At 51.7% G+C, this 18,585-nt stretch carries 17 protein-coding genes; 2 read left to right on the top strand and 15 right to left on the bottom strand.

Features of this window, described 5'->3' with window-relative positions; translation table 11 throughout:
• Window positions 1-31: 31 nt before the first annotated feature.
• The 5 genes from DY231_RS09370 to DY231_RS09350 form a co-directional block, all read right to left on the bottom strand.
• Window positions 32-1,003, bottom strand: a complete 972-nt coding sequence (locus DY231_RS09370) for a Csu type fimbrial protein (RefSeq protein WP_115628123.1) — start codon at window positions 1,001-1,003, stop codon at window positions 32-34.
• Window positions 1,000-3,360, bottom strand: coding sequence for a fimbria/pilus outer membrane usher protein (locus DY231_RS09365; RefSeq protein WP_370511291.1), 2,361 nt, complete (start codon window positions 3,358-3,360; stop codon window positions 1,000-1,002). The genes DY231_RS09370 and DY231_RS09365 overlap by 4 nt, the downstream gene beginning before the upstream one ends.
• Window positions 3,361-3,371: 11 nt before the next feature.
• Window positions 3,372-4,124, bottom strand: coding sequence for a fimbrial biogenesis chaperone (locus DY231_RS09360; protein WP_115628121.1), 753 nt, complete (start codon window positions 4,122-4,124; stop codon window positions 3,372-3,374).
• A gap of 16 nt (window positions 4,125-4,140) precedes the next feature.
• Window positions 4,141-4,614, bottom strand: a complete 474-nt coding sequence (locus DY231_RS09355; RefSeq protein WP_051873700.1) for a Csu type fimbrial protein — start codon at window positions 4,612-4,614, stop codon at window positions 4,141-4,143.
• Between the two features lie 85 nt (window positions 4,615-4,699).
• A complete protein-coding gene (locus DY231_RS09350) occupies window positions 4,700-5,248 on the bottom strand; it encodes a Csu type fimbrial protein (protein WP_232062593.1) in 549 nt (182 codons plus the stop codon).
• A 427-nt stretch (window positions 5,249-5,675) separates the two neighbouring features.
• On the opposite strand from DY231_RS09350, the gene DY231_RS09345 reads away from it, so the two are divergent.
• On the top strand, window positions 5,676-6,938 hold the full coding sequence (locus DY231_RS09345; protein WP_115628120.1) for a dicarboxylate/amino acid:cation symporter: 1,263 nt from the start codon (window positions 5,676-5,678) through the stop codon (window positions 6,936-6,938).
• A gap of 49 nt (window positions 6,939-6,987) precedes the next feature.
• Here DY231_RS09345 and DY231_RS09340 read toward each other — a convergent pair whose 3' ends face one another.
• The 7 genes from DY231_RS09340 to flhD form a co-directional block, all read right to left on the bottom strand.
• A complete protein-coding gene (locus DY231_RS09340; protein ID WP_115628119.1) occupies window positions 6,988-8,280 on the bottom strand; it encodes a Fic family protein in 1,293 nt (430 codons plus the stop codon).
• Window positions 8,281-8,423: 143 nt separating this feature from the next.
• The gene (gene cheW / locus DY231_RS09335) at window positions 8,424-8,924 is read right to left on the bottom strand and encodes a chemotaxis protein CheW (RefSeq protein WP_034496076.1); all 501 of its coding nucleotides are present in this window, start codon (window positions 8,922-8,924) and stop codon (window positions 8,424-8,426) included.
• A 26-nt stretch (window positions 8,925-8,950) separates the two neighbouring features.
• On the bottom strand, window positions 8,951-10,939 hold the full coding sequence (gene cheA, locus DY231_RS09330) for a chemotaxis protein CheA (RefSeq protein ID WP_115628118.1): 1,989 nt from the start codon (window positions 10,937-10,939) through the stop codon (window positions 8,951-8,953).
• Window positions 10,940-10,949: 10 nt separating this feature from the next.
• Entirely contained in the window at window positions 10,950-11,879 is a 930-nt protein-coding gene (gene motB, locus DY231_RS09325; RefSeq protein ID WP_115628117.1) for a flagellar motor protein MotB, read from the bottom strand.
• On the bottom strand, window positions 11,876-12,772 hold the full coding sequence (gene motA, locus DY231_RS09320; RefSeq protein WP_115628116.1) for a flagellar motor stator protein MotA: 897 nt from the start codon (window positions 12,770-12,772) through the stop codon (window positions 11,876-11,878). Before motA ends, motB begins: the two co-directional genes overlap by 4 nt.
• Window positions 12,773-12,899: 127 nt before the next feature.
• Window positions 12,900-13,478 (bottom strand): flagellar transcriptional regulator FlhC, encoded by a 579-nt coding sequence (gene flhC, locus DY231_RS09315; protein WP_115628115.1) that lies wholly within the window; start codon window positions 13,476-13,478, stop codon window positions 12,900-12,902.
• 4 nt (window positions 13,479-13,482) lie between these two features.
• Window positions 13,483-13,833, bottom strand: a complete 351-nt coding sequence (gene flhD / locus DY231_RS09310; RefSeq protein ID WP_034496082.1) for a flagellar transcriptional regulator FlhD — start codon at window positions 13,831-13,833, stop codon at window positions 13,483-13,485.
• Window positions 13,834-14,639: 806 nt separating this feature from the next.
• On the opposite strand from flhD, the gene uspC reads away from it, so the two are divergent.
• Window positions 14,640-15,062, top strand: coding sequence for a universal stress protein UspC (gene uspC / locus DY231_RS09305; RefSeq protein ID WP_115628113.1), 423 nt, complete (start codon window positions 14,640-14,642; stop codon window positions 15,060-15,062).
• Between the two features lie 126 nt (window positions 15,063-15,188).
• Here uspC and otsA read toward each other — a convergent pair whose 3' ends face one another.
• The 3 genes from otsA to araH form a co-directional block, all read right to left on the bottom strand.
• Entirely contained in the window at window positions 15,189-16,613 is a 1,425-nt protein-coding gene (otsA, locus tag DY231_RS09300) for an alpha,alpha-trehalose-phosphate synthase (protein ID WP_034496085.1), read from the bottom strand.
• Complete coding sequence (otsB, locus tag DY231_RS09295) at window positions 16,588-17,391, bottom strand: trehalose-phosphatase (protein WP_115628112.1); 804 nt, start codon at window positions 17,389-17,391, stop codon at window positions 16,588-16,590. The genes otsA and otsB overlap by 26 nt, the downstream gene beginning before the upstream one ends.
• A 164-nt stretch (window positions 17,392-17,555) precedes the next feature.
• Window positions 17,556-18,575: an L-arabinose ABC transporter permease AraH gene (gene araH / locus DY231_RS09290; protein ID WP_115628111.1), complete on the bottom strand. Its 1,020-nt coding sequence runs from the start codon at window positions 18,573-18,575 to the stop codon at window positions 17,556-17,558.
• Window positions 18,576-18,585: the final 10 nt, after the last annotated feature.

Below are 18,585 nucleotides of genomic sequence, written 5' to 3'. Positions count from 1 at the left end.
TGTCACGGAACTTTACGTGAAACTTTGGCGGTCAGAAGGCCACATCGACAACCAACGTGTCGGTATACGCGCCAGCGGGGGGCGTCGTTTGGCTGGTGAGCACTTTGGCTACGTAGTTAAAGTTACGCAGTAAACCGTCGCTACTCAACCCTGACGATGCCGCGCTCGCCCAACGTTCAGTGCCGAGGCTTCCCCAGCGGTCGGTGCCGTTAGATTTATAAAGTTCATAGCTCATGTAATTGTTGCCGCTTTTCATACGCCGAAGGTTGCCGCTGGCATTTGAACCATTGCTGACGCCAACGGTATAAGTGCTGCCTTTGGTGCAGGTAATCGCGATACTTTGCGAAACGCTTTTAAAGTTTTGCACCAGCGGCGCGCTGTCGAAATTTACCGCCGGGGCAGAAATGGTGCTGCAATCGTTGGTGACGGTGAGCGTCACCGTCATATCCGCGCTGCCGTTTCCCGTCTGGTAGGCAAGACACACCGCCACACCGAGGCTGCAAATATTCCAGTCGAGGCGAAAGTTGAGCACCACGCGATATGGCCCGGCGCTGACGTTTTGCCCGGCGACGGTGCGCAGGTAAATCGGCAACGCATAACGCTTACTCGCCAGCAGATTGAGCAGCGTGCTGCCACTCCAGGTATAAGTTCCCCCCACCTGCACTTCACTGCTTCCGGCGCAGCCTGACTGCACGCAAACCACTATCGGGACGTTGTCGGTATTCGTGGTGTCATCGGTGCGTTTGAGTAAACCGCGAATCCCCGTGACCACCGGTGTTGCCCCCAGATAAGTGAGTTTTACTGAATCGGAAGTCAGCAGGTTAAGGACGGTGTCGCAATCGAGCGTCAGGGTGGCGCTGGTATTCTGCACCGTGGTATTCACCACAAACGAACTCTGGCTACCAAACGACGCCGGTTGTGAGCCTTGAGTGCAGGCCGACCAGGCAGGCATGGCGATCGCCAGCAGCAGTGCCGCCAGTAGCCACGCACCGGGCCATTTCATTTTGCTCCCTCAACGCACACCAGCGGGCCGTAGGTTTTCAGTTTGCGATCGGGGTTGCTTTCGAGTTTAAGCGTGGTGCGACAACGCTTGCCGTCCGGCGTGCTCACCGTCAGGGGATTCACATCGCTGAGGTTTTCGAGATACACAATCCCGTCGTATCCCACAGGAACGGGCGATTGTAACGGGCGATAAACCTGGCTGGCCACCGGCAGCACTTTTCCCTGGCTGTCTTGCAGAATAACGCTGGCCACACGCTGTTGTTCCATAGGGAAATCAAGCAAATAACCGGAGTGACGGCGTAACGCAACGCGCCGTTCGGTGTCTTTTATGCGCGTGTCGGCAGGCAGATTCAGCGTGTTGATGCTGTAGTTTGCCGGGTAATAAGAGGAGACGCCGCTAATTAACAAATAGCCGTCGTCATCGGTGGTGCCAATCGGCTGGTTTTCAAAATTCACCGTGACATCACGATAACCATGGGTGCTGACCACCATAAAGGCGTCGTTGATACGGTTGGCCGCCAGAAACGTGTTATCCATCATCACCAGCGAGCCGGACATTTCTCCCCATTGGGTGTAGTTTTTGCGCTGCCCGTAAACGCCGCCCTGCAATTCCACTTTATTATTGCGCCAGCCCAACGTCGCCTGCTGATAATCGTCGCTATCACTTTGGTGCGCGTAGGCCATATTCCAGCTAAAACCGCCGTTGACTGGCATCGCGTGGTTGTAGTTAACCCGTTGCGAACTGCCAGCATCCGGCGTGCTTTCAACGCTGAACGCGGCGGAGTCTGACGCGCCGAACGGCACCTGGAGTGAAAGCGCCACGCTCCAGCCGTTTTGCGCAGGATCGTGGCTGGCGGCGAGATAAAAACTGCTGTCTCCCCACAGGTTTTTGCTCCATGACACGTTGAGCAGTTGCGTTTTTTCGTCGTCAAAACTGCGCACGTCTATCCAGGCCGCGCCGACGTTGCCGTAGCTTCCAAGGTTAAAAGAGAGCGAGTATTGATCGGTGCGGCGACTGAGGCTGGCGATGGGCTGATTATTTTCGTCGTACATGTCGGGCGAGTCATAGAGTGCCAGATTACCAAAACCACGATCGCGATGGCTGTGCTGGGTACCGATGTTAAAACTGTTGGTGCTGTACTGATAACCCCAGTTAACTTGCTGCCCGCCTTCGCCACGCATTTCACTGCGCGAATACGCGCCGTTGATCACCCCAAAACGGCCGAGCTTTAACAAGGAGCCGACGCCGCCCAGCGCAAGAGATTGTGCGCCCTCGGCATGGCTTTCCAGCGTCCAGTATTCGTTGACACCATAGCGATACGAACCGCTGGCCGCCGCAGGACCGTAGGAAAAGTTATCAATGCCGTAGTCCCGCCGCATGGCGCCGAGGGTTAACGCCCCGTCGCTCAGGCCAGGCTTGAGCAATTCACTGGCGACATAAAAAGGCAGCGTGGTCGAAACCTGGCGGCCAAGCGCATCGGTCGTCACCAGGACCGCGTCGCCGGAGCCATTGATGTAAGGCAGATTCGTCAGGGTGAACGGGCCAGGTTGCAGTTCGGTACTGCCGCTGCGATAGCCGTTGATAAACACATCAACCGTGGAAGGCACCGCCGCTTCGCCGGAAAACGCGGGCAACGGGTAAGTAATGAGATCCGGGCGCAACGAGAAATCACGGCCAATGGACACGCCGCCCATCCGCACGCTGTTGCTCCAGCTTAATGAATCGCTGACCACATCCCCCGCCGACCAGCTGATAATGTCGTCTTCGTCAGTGCCGGTGAGCGTGGTGTCGTAACGGATATAACCCTCGCCGTTCCCGGAGTCGTAACCAGAAAAACCCTCGCGAACGGTGCCGGTAGACGAAAGACTGAGATTGCCGCTGAACAGGCGTAACTCATGCCAGAGCGAAGCCTGGCCGCCGCTATTATCGGCATGGCTGGTATAGAAGTCGTAATTGAGCAGCGCCCCGCTGCCGCTCAACGGTTTAAAGCTGGCGTCATGTGTGCCAAGCGTAATCGCCTGGCGAGGGAGCCATTCGTTAGGGACTTGCATCAGCAGCCGTTGCCCGGCGCTGTCGTACTCAGTTTTGACGTCTTTGAGCGCCGAGACATTCACTTCGTCATCGCGGAATTTATCGCCCGGTAAACCGGCGCGTTGTAAATCGGCCCGGCTGACAAAAAACTGCCCGCCACGCTGGGTCACAGGCACCACCTGGCCGCTGTCCCACTGGTTAAAAACCAGTGATAAATGAAACTGAGCGCTCTGGTTCAGCGCCTGCGCATCCGGCGGCGGAGGCAACGCATCGTCTTCTTGCGCGGCATGGCTGCATATCGGCAAAGACAGAAGAAGCATTGCCATCGGTAATCGGCTCAATTGACCGGAGAGGTTTGCCATTGTTCGGAACGAGCGTTGATCGTTGCAGACAATTGGTCAGGCCGTGAAAGTGATGCAGGCAACGGCCATTCTCGCTGGCTACCGGGTAGCACGTAGCCCATCAGACCGTCGGCTAATACCCGCTGCTGGCTGCCCTGGCGCAAAGTGACTTTACTCAGGCGGGCATGAACGTTTCCGCGATTGGTGACTTGCAACGTCGGTTTGCCGCTTTCATCAACCACACGCCAGGACAGTTTCGCCGGTTCGGTATTGGCGTGATTGCCTGCGGCCTCTTCAGTGACCATGCCCGCGCCATAGGCAAACAGCGGGATGGAATAACGCATCTGCAATTTCAACCCCATTTGCGGTTTGGTGTTATCTCGCGGCTGGGGAATTTCATCCACTACTATGCGGTAAGCCTGCTCCTGGTTTGGTGGCACAACATTTTGTTTGATCAGGCGAATCAGCTGTTTGCCCCCGCCCGCGATTTGCACAATAGGCGGGCTGGCGACCACATCTTGTTGCGGCTGGTATTTTTCATGCCCGTCCTGCTGCTGCCAGCCGACCACTCGCACCTGCATAGTAGTGGCCTCGCTACTTTGATTTTGTATCCATAATTCTGCGGCTTTGGCATCGGGTGCCAGCCAGGGATCAATAGGCCAAATCAGGATATTCCCGGCAGCCAGAGCCTGAGCGCTGGCGAGACAACCTGCCGCGAATAACAGTTTATGCGTGAGCCATGGCGTCATTATTTTCTCCCTTTTTTTACCATGACAGCGTCACGGTGAGTTGGTCGGTATAGGTTCCTGCCGGGCTAAAACCCGTTAACTGCGCCGCACCATAAATCGGCAACGTGATGTTGTTACTGTTGCTGTAGGTTATCGCCACCGCCTGATTCACCAGAATTTCCGTGTTGGCGGTTAACGCCCCGCTGGTGTAGAGGCGATAAGGCACCGCTTCGCTGCCGCCGGTGCGCACCATATTGCGTACCGAGGTGTAATGTTTGCCGCCATCAATCGTCATGCTTAACGCCACGCCGGGCGTGCAGGCCAGTGCCAGCGAGGTATTGGGAATAAACGCGTTACTGGCGGTACCGCTTTCCACCCCGCTGTGGCTGCCGAAATTCAACGTGCCAAATAAACCGCCACTGCCGCTGGCAACCGAGCACCCCGGTGTTATCGTCGCGCCCACCTGGAATGATTGTTGGGTGACAGCACTTGCCGGGAGCGCCACCATCATTCCCCAAAGCCAGGCGTGAATTTTATGCAAAGCGCGGCCCTCAGCAGGGGCAATCGCCTGCTGTTATGTTTATAAAAACGATGACTTAATACGTTACGCTGACGTTAATAACATCCGTATACGTCCCCGGTTTCACCGTCACGCTTTCACCCCCGCCCTGTATGCGCCCGTAAACAATGTAGTTGTCTACGCCGTCGGTGGTGGAGGCTTTCGGAATAGCCGTATTGTTGGCGATCACATTATTGAAGGCGCTGTCGCTATAGATGCTGTAGGCCACACCTTGTGTTGCATCTGTGGTGTTCACCAGATAACGCGCGGGCGTGCCTGGCGTGCCGACTGTTGTGCCCGGTGCGCCGTTGGTGCTGCCGGTCACTTGTACGGTGTAAGTCGCGCCGTTAGTGCATTGAATACCAAAACTGTTGCCGCCCGCAGCGCCAGCCAGTTCAGTCGTCAGGGTTGAGAATGTTGCCGGGTGAGAACCGAAATCCAGCGTACCGAAGTTAATGCCGTTTTGAGCAGGCGACCCGTTTATCAGGCAGCCGTTGGTTAAGGTGAGTGTCGCATTGATTGTGCCATTGCTGGTCACAGCTTGCGCCCCGCTTATGCCACAAAGTAAACCACTTCCACAAAGCATTAAGAGTGCGTGTGCTTTCATCGTTAAGCCCTCATTTTGCACATCCAATCCCCAATGACTGCCAGGGCGCTGCATACGCTAACTTATTGAAATTTAGTTTAGGTATTGAGAAATGACCAGAAACTGAACGGCAAATCACCCTGTCGTCGTATTGCAAAATATTGTGTTGTTTAATCAGAGGGTTAATCACCAAGTGGCGGGGTTGTCACGGAAGATAGAGGGAGATATTAATATTATTTTCGTGATTGTTGTCACAGTGTTACATAAGAGATTCTGCATTAACAAATACGACAAAAAGTAAAAAATAGTTGAATCCTGCCGCGCTTTCATTCAATTTATGGGCCGAATATAAATTGGGCAAACATAAAAATTATATATGGCTCAATAAGTTAATTAAATGTTACTAATCGACGGGGTTATTACGTAATTGTCTAGTTCAAACAAACTCACGCTATTTATTCTTCTATTCATGTTTGCCGGTATTCTCTCCGGTGCGGCAATCCATGAATACGCCGCGGCTGAAAACATCAAAAGCTATGCCGAAAATATCACGCTGTTTACGGATATCTTTTTACGTCTGATCAAAATGGTTATCGCTCCGTTGGTGTTCAGCACCCTGACGGTCGGCATCATGAAGATGGGCGAAACCTCGACCATTGGCCGCGTCGGCGGCAAAGCGATGGTGTGGTTTGTGTCCTCCTCCATCCTGTCGATTCTGGTGGGTTTGTTTATCGTGACCCTCCAGCAACCCGGTGCCGGGATGAATCTTCAGGTGCCTGCGGGCGACGTTCAGACCGGTCTTGCGGTGAGTGGGATGAACCTGAAAGCGTTTATCTCGCATACCATTCCAACCAGTATCGCGGGCGCGATGTCGAATAACGAAATCCTGCAAATTGTGGTGTTCTCACTGTTCTTCGGTATTGCTGGCGCATCGCTTGGCGAGAAATTTAATACGCCATTAGTTGCCGCGCTGGATGTGGTTTCCCACATCATGCTGAAGGTGACGGGCTACGTGATGTACGTGGCACCACTGGCTATTTTCGCGGCTATCTCTTCGGTGGTTGCGACCGAAGGCCTGGGCATTTTGCTGAATTACGCCTCGTTTATTGGCGGCTACTATCTGGCGATTATCCTGACCTGCATGGTGCTGATTGGTGTTGGTTACATGGTGCTCAAGCGCGATGTGTTCCGCCTGATTGCCATGCTCAAAGATCCGGTTCTGGTGGCGTTCACCACCAGCAGTTCTGAAGCTGCTTACCCTAAAACACTCGACCAACTGACCCGCTTTGGTTGCTCGCGTAACATTGCGTCTTTCGTGCTGCCGATTGGTTATTCGTTCAACCTGGTCGGTTCGATGGTGTACTGCTCTTTCGCCTCGATGTTTATCGCGCAGGCTTACAACATTCACCTGACCTTCTCTGAAATTGTGGTGTTGATGCTGACGCTGATGCTGGCCTCGAAAGGGATTGCAGGCGTGCCACGCTCCGCACTGGTGGTGCTGGCGGCGACGATTCCAAGCTTCAATATTCCGGTTGCCGGTATTTTGCTGCTGATGGGGATCGACCACTTCCTCGATATGGGGCGTTCAGCGATTAACGTGCTGGGGAATGGTGTTGCGACGGCGATGCTGTCGAAGAATGAAGGTGAGATGGAAGAGTCGATTGAAGTTGGCGAAGAGATCGAGGCGTAGACCCGACGAGATAACGGTAAAGGGGCGATAAGCCCCTTTATTTTTGCCATCAACTTTCGAATTTTGCCCGATACAGCGTTTGCTGATCGTTAACCCGCACTTGCTCCGCAACCCCTTCTTTCACCAGCGCCCGGATTGACGCTCGCGCGGTATTGTCCGAAATCCCTAACGAACCTGCGATCTCAGCGGCAGCAAACAGCTTTCCAGGAGTTGCGGTCATAATATTTAGCACAGTGACCTGGCGTGAGGTCAGCCGCCCCAATGCCCCGGATTCAAACAACACGCGGTCTATCGCTGACCTGCGACTTATCAGTTCGTCGATATGCGCCAGGTATTCGTGCACTGCGCGAACCAGCAGGCTTGCCTGGTAATCCAGAAAATAGGTCAGATCCATGCCGTCCCCTTCCGTGTATTGATAGCTGTGGGCGTATTTCACCGGAGCGGCATGCAGAAACGCGCTGATGGAAATGTACCTGAATGCCTCGTAGCCATTTTTGAGCATGAACCAGTAAAAAAGCGCACGGCTTGTGCGGCCGTTGCCGTCACGAAATGGGTGTTCGTGAGCAATCATTAAGTGAAGAATGCAGGCGCGTAACAGCGGGTGAATATACCGACCACGGGTATTATTAACCACGTCGCAAACTGCCTGAAGACGCTCCAGTATCAGATTTGCCGGGGGCGGCTGATGAATAATATTTCCGTCATAATCGGCAATCACAACATCATCGGTTTGCCGAAATGTCCCTGGGGCATATTTATCGTCATCAATACCGCTCATGCCAACCGCATGAAAATGCCGAATAAGATCGAGGGTCAAAGGTTCGCTGAGATGGTTCGGGATTTCAGCCATCAACCGGGCGTTACCGACGATCATCTGCTCGTCTTCGTTGCGCGCATTGCGCCCACTTTCTAACAGGTTACGTGCGACAGGCGTTGTGGTGTTCGCCCCTTCAAGTTGCGAGCTGGTAATCGGCTCTTCAAGTACCAGCGCCGATAGTTCAGCCCCTGCTCCCCGTAGAGACGCGGCCTGTTTTTGCATCGCTGCCTGGCTGGCAAAAATATCCACCAGCGCGCAAACCTCGACGATGGAAGGCGTGAAATTAAACCCCGCCTGTTCACCTGCTTCGTTAAAGTAATCAATACGTTGAATAGCTGCATCACGTGCACGACGCGTCAGCGTCCAGGCAAGCTGGAGGTCATCCCCGCGTTTTAGGCGATGGCGAAATTCTTCAAAAGGAAGATAGCGATCTTTGTCATCCAGCATTCGGTTATACCGCTGGTGGGATTCTATCTGCTCCCCACTCAACGAGGAGAATGGGATTAACGCCGGGGGTTGCTTCATCAAACTATCTCAATTTATGCAATTATTGAGATAGAGTACTCTAGTTTGCGATAACAGGGTGATTCTTTTTCAACCAGTGTTTAATAAAAACAAAAAAGGCCTGAGATTGCGCTCAGGCCTTTTTTTATTGAGCGTTTAAGCGATTACGCCACGCGCGCCGCGCTATCCACCAGCGCCATCTCTTCGCTATTGAGCAGTTTCTCAATATTCACCAGAATCAGCATTCGCTCGCCCAGCGCGCCAAGGCCGGTGAGATATTCCGTAGACAACGTCACGGCAAACTCCGGTGCCGGGCGGATTTGTTCTGCGGTCAGCGACAGCACGTCGGATACGCCATCCACCACAATCCCCACCACACGTTGCCCTAAATTCAGCACAATCACGACCGTGTTATCGTTATATTCCACGCCATCCTGCTCAAACTTAATGCGCAGGTCGAGAATCGGGACAATCACACCGCGCAGGTTGGTCACGCCTTTAATAAACGCAGGCGTGTTGGCGATGCGAGTCACCTGGTCGTAGCCACGGATTTCCTGCACTTTCAAAATGTCGATGCCGTACTCTTCGTCGCCGAGCGTAAAGACGAGGAATTCTTGCCCTACCGTTTCCCCGGTCAGTTTTGTCACATTGGTCAATCCAGTCATTTTTTTATCCTTCCTCAAACCTGGGATCAGGCGGCGTGGCCTGCCATACGTTGTTCACGATTCAAACCTTGCAGCGCGGAAACATCAACAATCAGCGCCACACTGCCATCACCAAGAATGGTTGCGGCAGAAATACCCGGCACTTTGCGATAGTTGCTTTCAAGGTTTTTCACCACCACCTGATGCTGACCAATGAGTTGATCAACCAGCAGCGCATAACGGCGTCCGGCGCTTTGCAGGATCACCACAATGCCCTGCGTGGCTTCGGTTTTTGCGCCGCTTACATCGAACACTTTCCACAATTCAACCAGCGGCAGATATTCGCCGCGCACTTCCAGCACACGTTCACCACCTGCTAATGGGTGCAAATCATCTTCTTTCGGTTGCAACGATTCCATTACCGCATTGAGCGGCAAAATGAACACTTCGTCGCACACTTTGACTGACATACCGTCGAGGATCGCAAGAGTAAGCGGCAGCATAATGCGGATAGTGGTGCCGACATTCGCCTGAGATTTGATCTCAACGTGGCCACCCATTTCCTGGATGTTACGCTTCACCACATCCATACCCACACCGCGCCCGGATACATCCGTCACCTGCTCGGCCGTCGAGAATCCAGGGGCAAAGATCAACATGCCCACTTCGTCGTCAGACATGTTCTCGTGCACCGGCATACCTTGCGACAGTGCTTTGGCAAGAATGCGTTCGCGGTTAAGACCAGCACCGTCATCGGAAACTTCGATGCAAATATTCCCGCCCTGGTGTTCAGCGGAAAGTATCAAATTGCCGACCGCCGATTTCCCGGCTGCGAGGCGTTTTTCCGGCGTTTCGATACCGTGATCCAGGCTGTTACGCACCAGGTGTGTCAACGGGTCGATAATGCGTTCGATTAAACTTTTATCCAGTTCGGTGGAGCTGCCTTGCAGGGTCAACTCCACTTGTTTATCCAGTTTTCCGGCCAAATCACGCACCAGACGCGGGAAGCGGCTGAAGACATATTCCATTGGCATCATACGGATAGACATGACTGACTCTTGCAAATCACGGGCGTTACGTTGTAACTGACCCATGCTGGTAATCAATTCGCCGTGTTCAACCGGGTCAAGTTCATTGGATCGCTGCGCCAACATCGACTGGGTAATCACCAGTTCGCCTACCAGGTTTATCAGCTGATCAACCTTTTCGACCGCCACACGAATACTGCTCGACTCGTTAACACGCGTAGGTTTCGGTTCTCGTTCAACGCGAGGTGCAGCAGGCATTGCCACCGGCTGAGGCGCGTTAACGGCTAACGCCACCGGTTCTTCGATGACGTCAATTTCTTCAACGGCAGACGCAGCGGGCAGCGGCAGAAACTCAATTTGCTCAGGCTCGATAACAAAGCAGAGCACCGCGCTGATGTCATCGGCACTGACGGTGGTTTCCATAGTGGCGGTGACAGAATTCGTCCCCTTTTCCACATCGCTTAATGTGCCAAGATTGCCCAGTTCTTCGAGCAGCAAATCGAGTTCGCTCGCTTTCAGCCCCGTAATGGTAATACGCAGTTTCCCATCACCGGCAGGCGGCGCTTCGAGGGTATCTTTCTCTACGACCGTCAGTTTTGCAGGCGGTGCAGGCGTTTCACCTTTGGCTTCCAGAGCCAGTTGGCGTAACGCTTTGCAGATATAATCGAAACTCTCAGCATCCGGTTCCTGTGAGTTTTTATACGCGTCCAACTGTTCCTGCATAATATCTTTGGTTTCCAAAAACAGGTTGATGATATCGGTGCTGAGTTGCATCTCTCCACGCCGTGCGTCGTCGAGCAGGTTTTCCATTAAATGCGTGGTTTCCTGCAAAACGGAGAAGCCAAACGTCCCCGCGCCCCCTTTAATCGAGTGCGCGGCGCGAAAAATGGCGTTCAGCAGTTCTGAGTCCGGCGCTTCTGGCAGCAGATTCAGCAGGTGCTGTTCCATATCGGCCAGCAGCTCGTCGGCCTCGTCAAAAAATGTCTGGTAAAAATCGCTGATATCCATACTCACGCTATCACCTCGTACCGGATTGTGGCGGTAATGTGTTCTGCGCCGGTTCCACGGCGGCAGGTTGTTGGAGAATGCTGATAGGCCGGTTATCGCTTTCTGCGTTTTCGTGCACGATGGCCTCTTCAGCTTGTTTGTTCAGTACCAGCAAACTAATGCGCCGGTTGATGGCGTCACCCGGCCCGCGATTGGTCAGGCGCATCGTTGAGGACATACCCACAACGCGCAGCACTTTGCCGTCGATAAGCCCGCCCGACATCAATTCACGCCGCGAGGCATTCGCCCGGTCAGCGGAAAGTTCCCAGTTGCTGTATCCGCGCTCACCCATGGCGTAAGGCAAATCATCGGTGTGGCCTGATAAGCTAATTTTGTTCGGAAAATCATTGAGTAACGGCGCAATGCTGCGCAAAATATCGCGCATATAAGGTTCCACTTCAGCGCTGCCGTTTTTAAACATCGGGCGGTTCTGGCTGTCGATGATTTGTATCCGCAGCCCTTCTTGCACCAGATCGATTTGCAGATGCGGACGGAGCGCGCGCAATTTAGGATCGGCATCAATGAGCTGATCTAACTTGTCGCCCAGACGTTTAAGACGACTGGTTTCCATCTTCTTTCTGAGATCTTCAATGTTCGGCTGTCGTTTCACTTCGCCCTGCTGCTGGGTGACATCATCACCGCCGCCAGGAATGGGGCTGGAGCTATCCGCAATTCGCTGGCCGCCGGTAATCGCGGCGGAAAGTGGTGTACGGAAGTAGTCGGCAATTTGCGCCAATTCTTTAGGGCTGGAGATGGAAATCAGCCACATCACCAGAAAAAAGGCCATCATTGCGGTCATGAAGTCGGCATAAGCAATTTTCCACGAGCCGTGCGCGCCGCCGCCGTGGCCCTTATGCTTGCGGCGTTTTACGACAACAATGGGGCGCGCGTTGTGCTTCATACTTCTTCTTCCGTTGCACGCTGCGGCTGCCCATTTGGCGAGCGAACAGCGCGAACATGTTCTTCCAGTTCGATAAACGATGGACGTTCGCTGGAATACAACGTTTTACGGCCAAATTCGACGGCAATTGGCGGAGCATAACCATTAAGACTCGAGAGCAGCGTCACTTTTACGCACTGCATCATTTTGGTGGTTTCCGCGCTTTTCTGGCGTAAAACGGTCGCCAGAGGAGAAATAAAACCATAAGCCAGCAAAATACCGAGGAATGTGCCGACCATCGCGTGCGCAATTAAAGATCCGAGTTCGGCAGCGGGTCTGTCAGCGGATGCCAGCGCATGGACCACGCCCATTACCGCCGCCACGATACCGAATGCCGGAAGTGAATCCCCCATTATGGCCAGGCTATTAGCCGGTATTTCCGCCTCACTTTCGTGGGTTTCAATTTCTTCATCCATCAGCGCTTCAATTTCGAACGAATTCATATTTCCGCTGATGATTAATCGCAGGTAATCAATAATAAATTCCAGCATCAGAGTGTCGGCTAAAATACGCGGATAGCTGGCAAAGATTTCACTCTCTTTTGGATTTTCAATATCACGCTCAAGCGAAAACATCCCTTGTTGGCGCGATTTCGCCATCAAGCGATAAAGCAGCGCCATGAGATCCATATACATACTTTTGGTGTATTTCGAGCGGCGAAACAGTAATGGCAACGCTTTTATCGTCGCCTTTATGGCTTTACCGTTATTACCCACGATAAAGGCCCCGATCCCCGCTCCGCCGATGATGACAAATTCAGCTGGTTGATAGAGTGCGCCAAGATGACCCCCGGTCATCATATAGCCGCCGAATACTGTCGCAATTACGACCAGATAACCTATTACAATCAGCACGAGTACATCCTTCTGCTGTTAAATGTGACGAGGAATCACAAATCAAAGGGAAAAACAGTCAGATGCGGGGCAAAAAAAAGCAGCGATAATCGCTTATCGCTGCTGGAGTGTTTACCACACCGAACTGTTAAACGGCCTGTTTGACCTGTTCATCCAGCAGTTGTGGAATAATATCGGCAGTATTCGTAGAAAGTTTACGTCTTTTTACCGCTCTTGATGGAGGCTGGCACAAACTGCAAGCGAAGCTCCCTGCGGGTTGGTGTGCGTGAGTAATAAAATTGCCGTCGCAGCAGTTGCAACGGCTCAGCTCCAGCATGTTGCTTTCGACAAAACGCACAAGCGTCCAGGCGCGAGTCAGCGCCAGTAGCGGGCCGCCCTCTTGCGCAGGGCACTGTTCAAGGTATAAACGATAAGCCTTGATGACCGCATCAACACCGGTACATAAACCCGTGCGTAGTAAGAACTGCCAGGCGTTGCAAAACATAGAAGCGTGAATATTTTGCTCCCACGTCATAAACCAATCGGTAGAAAAAGGCAGCATTCCTTTTGGCGGCGGGCTACCACGTAGCTCTTTATACAGTTTGATCAGTCTGCCGCGGCTTAATTGTGTTTCACTTTCAAGCATCTGCAATCTTGCACCCAGCGTGATTAACTCCATCGCGAGTTGAATATCACGGGCTTCCTGAACAATACTTTTCTCGCTCATTTTGTTACGCCCTTTTTTTGCGCGGTGCCTCGTCTGTCGCGGACACCTCATTTAATAAGCGGGTGGATAACAAAATGCCAGTATGAATTTGCTGTAAATCATCCACACGAGAGTCTTGTGTTAAACGGGTAATTGTTTGCTCATCATTAAAGCGGAACTGACAAATCAATTGATTCGTTTCCGCTAATTTTACCATTTGCGGCAAGGTTAATTCGCTCAAGGAATTGGCCATATCCTCAGTCACGCCAAGACGAAACATTGCTGAGGGTTTATCACTGCTAATAAGGCGTTGAGCAAGCAGTAAGTACGACAAATTAATATCGTAGATATGTTTTAACAACTCGGATGTATGCATTTGGTTCATCCTGAAAAACTAACTTTTATACATGCGGCGATGCCGCACCCCGTGAGTCGCCGGAAAATTCCGGTTAAAATTAAAACAAGCAAAAAGCCAATATCAATTGACTGATAACACGCACTGAATCCACCGACACAAAAATGTGGTGGAGACTTCCTTGTTGGTGCGTTCTTATCCGAGAGTAAATTCTTATGGTGAAATTAAGATTTTTCTTAATTCCGGGCAAACTCTACTCGTAGCCCTGTAGACATACAATGCGGTTGCCGTTGAATTTTGGGATTTATGTGACGGTGATCACATATATTTACTTTATACATCCCATTAAAACATCAGTAAGACTTTTCAATTGAGTGCTTTATAACCAAAATCAGAATATCCGTTACGTTTATCTGGAAAAACCTTTTCTTCTGACTAACAATCTCATGACCTGCTATCAATATCGCTTCCTTAAGCTCACTTAGCTATGTGATTTATATCGCATTTTTATTGTCACCATCAAATACACTGAATTGCTTGCCTTTTTCAGTACATAACACCTTGTAAAATTGCCTTTTGTTGATGGAAAAGAACAAATTCTTAGTTAACGCAGTCATCGATTAAATCTTATTAAAATAATACGAAAGTTTGATGGAAATTTGAGCGCCACCTGCATCTCAATTCCGTTACAAGTTCATTACATTAGCGTTATTAATCTTTTTTCATGAGCAGACTCACATTTTCTACGGTTACTATCCTTGCGCTCTTCGGCAGATTGTTGTAGGAAAAATGTTAAGCGTCTGATTATCAGGCAACAGGAGGTTGTAATGAGTTACCAACATATATTGGTTGCTGTCGCCGTCAGTCCGGAAAGCCAGTTACTGGTGGAAAAGGCCGTTTCAATCGCCCGACCAGCGAATGCAAAAATCACTCTGATTTCACTGGCATCAGATCCTGAACTTTATAATCAATTTGCCGCACCGATGATGGAGAACCTACGGGAATTAATGCTTGAGGAGACTCAACTTTTTATTGATGAGCTTATTGTGAAGGCCAATTATCCTATTGCCGAAACAGTTATTACAACCGGTGAATTAAGTGAGCATATTCTGGCGATTTGTAATAAAGGCTCGGTGGATCTGGTGATCTGCGGCAACCATAATCAACGCTTTTTCAGCAAGATAATTTGCTCCGCGAAGGCTGTAGTCGCATCGAGTCAGGTTGATGTGTTGTTGGTGCCGCTCGGATAAAAACTGAAAATGAAATCTTTAAGTAGGTCGGATTAGCATTAGCGCCCGTCCGACATTTTCATCCGTGACGACAGATGTAAGTGGTGGATGGCGCTCGCGCTTATCCACCTTAAAAAACAAATACACCTAGGCTAATTTCGGAAATGTCGCCACCTTCTTATCCAAATGCGACTCATCGCTGCGCGGCTCGGCCTTCTTTAGGTCTTCAATAAACCTCTTCTGCCAGTGGTGAATATCGTTCTTCTCAATCACCGCCATCATTTCACTGTGGCGCGAAATCCGTTCGGCGAGTGGCATGGTTAATGCCCGATCAAGCGCTGCGGCTACGTCATCACGATCATACGGATTGACGATAAGCGCTGAAGACAATTCATTAGCCGCACCGGCAAATTTCGATAGCACCAGCACACCGGGGTTAGCCGGGTCCTGCGCAGCAACATACTCTTTCGCCACCAGGTTCATGCCATCGCGCAGCGGTGTCACAAGCCCAACGTCGGCATGGCGGAACACTTTCATCACTAATTTGCGGTCAAAATGCTGGTTGAGATAATAGAGCGGTGTCCACCCCAATTGCCCATACTTGCCATTAATGCGCCCTGCTTCTGTTTCCAGCTGATGACGAATGTCCTGATACGCCTGAACATCTCCCCGTGAGGTGGGCGCAATCTGCGTATAGCGTATTTTGCCGTGGTGCTGCGGGTAATTCTCCAGCAACGCCTCGAATGCCAGAAATCGCTCAGGTAAGCCTTTGGAATAGTCCAGACGCTCAACTGAGAAGATATTTTTAATGCTGCCCAGTTCCGCCTTGAGCTGCGCCAGTTTCGGCGGTAGCGGACCTTGCGCACTCTTTTTGATCTCCTCAGGCTCAATGCCTATCGGATAAACCTCGGTGCGGAAGGTGTTGCCGTAGGCCTGATGCTGGTTTTTGCCCAGATGGTCAAGCCGTGTCTGGCTGGCAATACCATCAAGGAACGCCAGGCGATCGCTCTCGGTCTGGAACCCCAGTAAATCGTATTCGCTTAACGCCTCGAGTAACTCTTCGTGTGGCGGCAGCGCATTGAAAACTTCCGGCGTCGGGAAAGGAATATGTAAGAAGAAGCCGATGCGATGATTAAGCCCCTGTTTGCGGCATTCGGCGGCAAATGGCAGCAGATGATAGTCATGCACCCATAAGATGTCGTCTTCTTCCAGCAGCGGTTTTAGCTTATTTGCCAGCAGCGTATTGACGCGGCTGTAGCCATCCCACGCTTCACGTTGGTAATCGACCAGGTCAAGACGATAGTGAAAGGCGGGCCACAGCACCGCATTCGAAAATTGCAGATAATAGCTTTCGTAATCTTCCTGGCTCAGGTTAAAAGATGCCCAGGTAATGTTGCCGCGTTTGGTCTTTTTTAAGGGTGCATCGGGGCAACCGACCTCACCACTCCAGCCAAACCACAATCCTCCTGCCGTTTTTAATGCCCCCAAAATACCCACTGCCAGGCCACCAGCACTACTTTTCTTATCATCTGGTGGCGCAATGCGATTAGAGACTACCACTAAGCGACTCATAATTTTCTCCCCGTAAAATATCTGGCTTTTGTTGTTCTATGTGTTGCGTTAATTTGCCAAGCCAGTGATACACCATGCGAACATTTGCCAGGCGATAATTGGCAATGGTGTCGCCGCTCCCAACTTTGATGGTCAAGCCACCCAGAGCATTAACCTGTTTAAACCCTGCTTCATCGGTTAAATCGTCACCGATAAATACCGGTTTGCGCCCCGCAAAAGGGGCTTCTTGCATAAACGCGCGAATGGCTGCTCCTTTGTCGATTCCTAATGGTTTCAGCTCCACAACACATTTCCCCGGCTGTAACGCCAGTTCCGGATACCGCTGAATCATCGCCTGAGCCAATTCAAATATGGCTTCTTTTGCCTCAGGGGCCTGGCGGTAATGCAGCGCGAAGGCCATTCCCTTCGCTTCCAGTTCAGTACCCGGATGGTATTGCAGTGCCTCACTCAATTGCTGATGCAAAGCCGCAACCATGGGTTCAGGGAGGGTAACGATGTGGGTTTTGTCATTGATATCGCGGCGCTCAGCCCCGTGCACTCCAGCCAGCGGGAAATGAAAAGGAGTCGCGAGCTTATCCAGCTCTGACATTGAGCGCCCTGAAATCAATGCCAGTGCCCCGTCACTCATGACAGACATTTTTTGCAGCAGCGTACGCACGGCAGCCGGAATGTAGACTTGATCCGGGTGCGGTTTGATTTCTGCCAGCGTGCCATCGAGGTCGAAGAAAAAGGCAAGATTGCCTGAAATTAGAGGCGGTACAGATGAAACTTCAGCCACCAGCGGCTCCTCCTTACACAGTTAAATGCGCCACCGTGACGGTAACGATAAAATATGATTAGCCATGTAAGTATAGACAGGGTGACGGGTGTCGCAATTTTCCAGGATAAATCGCCAGGCCGCGAATGGACTGGCGTTTCGGTGTGGCAGAGATAAGAAGAAGCTTACAGCGTACGTTTTGCTTTCTGTTTGTAGCGGTCGAAAATGACCGCAGCCAGCAGAATCAAACCGCGCACCACATATTGCGAGAACGGAGAAATATTCAGCAGGTTCATGGCGTTTTCCACGGTGCCGAGAATTAAAATCCCGGCAATGACGTAAGAAATTTTACCGATCCCACCTTTGAGCGAAACGCCGCCCAATACGCAAGCCGAAATCACAATCAACTCGTAGCCGATAGACGTCATCGGCTGGCCGCTGGTCATACGCGACGCCAGAATAATCCCCGCTGCCGCCGAGACTAAACCTGAAAGAACAAAGATGATGATTTTGGTGCGCACCACCGGGACACCCGCCAGGCGTGCGGCTTCTTCGTTGCCACCAATCGCCAGCGTGTTACGGCCAAACGTGGTTTTGTTAAGCAGTAAACCGAAGATGATCAGGCAGCCGACCGTTAACCAGATTGGCGCAGGCAGCCCCAGCCAGTTGGCGTAACCCAGGGCAAAGAAGCGCTCGTCTTCGATACCCACCGCTTTACCATCAGAAATGATGTACGCCAGGCCGCGCACAATCTGCATGGTGGCCAATGTGGTAATCAGGGCATTGATTTTAAGTCTGGCGATGACAAAACCATTTACCAGGCCGCTTAACATGCCGAGCAATAAACCCGCCGCCACGCCAATCCACAGGCTTTCGGTCATGTTGATCACCACCGCGGTGGTGACACCCGCGCAGGCAATCACTGACGCAACTGACAAATCGAAATCACCGGATGCCAGGCAGAACAACATGCCGCACGCCACCATTCCCGACATCGAAATGGCCAGTCCCAACCCCTTCATGTTCACAAAAGAAGAGAAATTCGGCACAAAAATGGCGCAGGCGAGGAACAGCACTGCGAACACCACTAACATGCCGTAGTTGTCCCAGATACGTCCGAGGCTCAGAGACGACGTTTTCTTGCTGCCACCAGATGAGGTAGTGGTTGATGATGCTTTTGTTGATGATGGAGTCAATGCAGACATTTTTCTCTCC

Origin of the sequence: Buttiauxella agrestis (assembly GCF_900446255.1) — a bacterium.
In the GTDB taxonomy this organism is placed as follows: Bacteria; Pseudomonadota; Gammaproteobacteria; order Enterobacterales; family Enterobacteriaceae; genus Buttiauxella; species Buttiauxella agrestis.
This window is presented reverse-complemented; position numbering and strand designations above follow the sequence as displayed.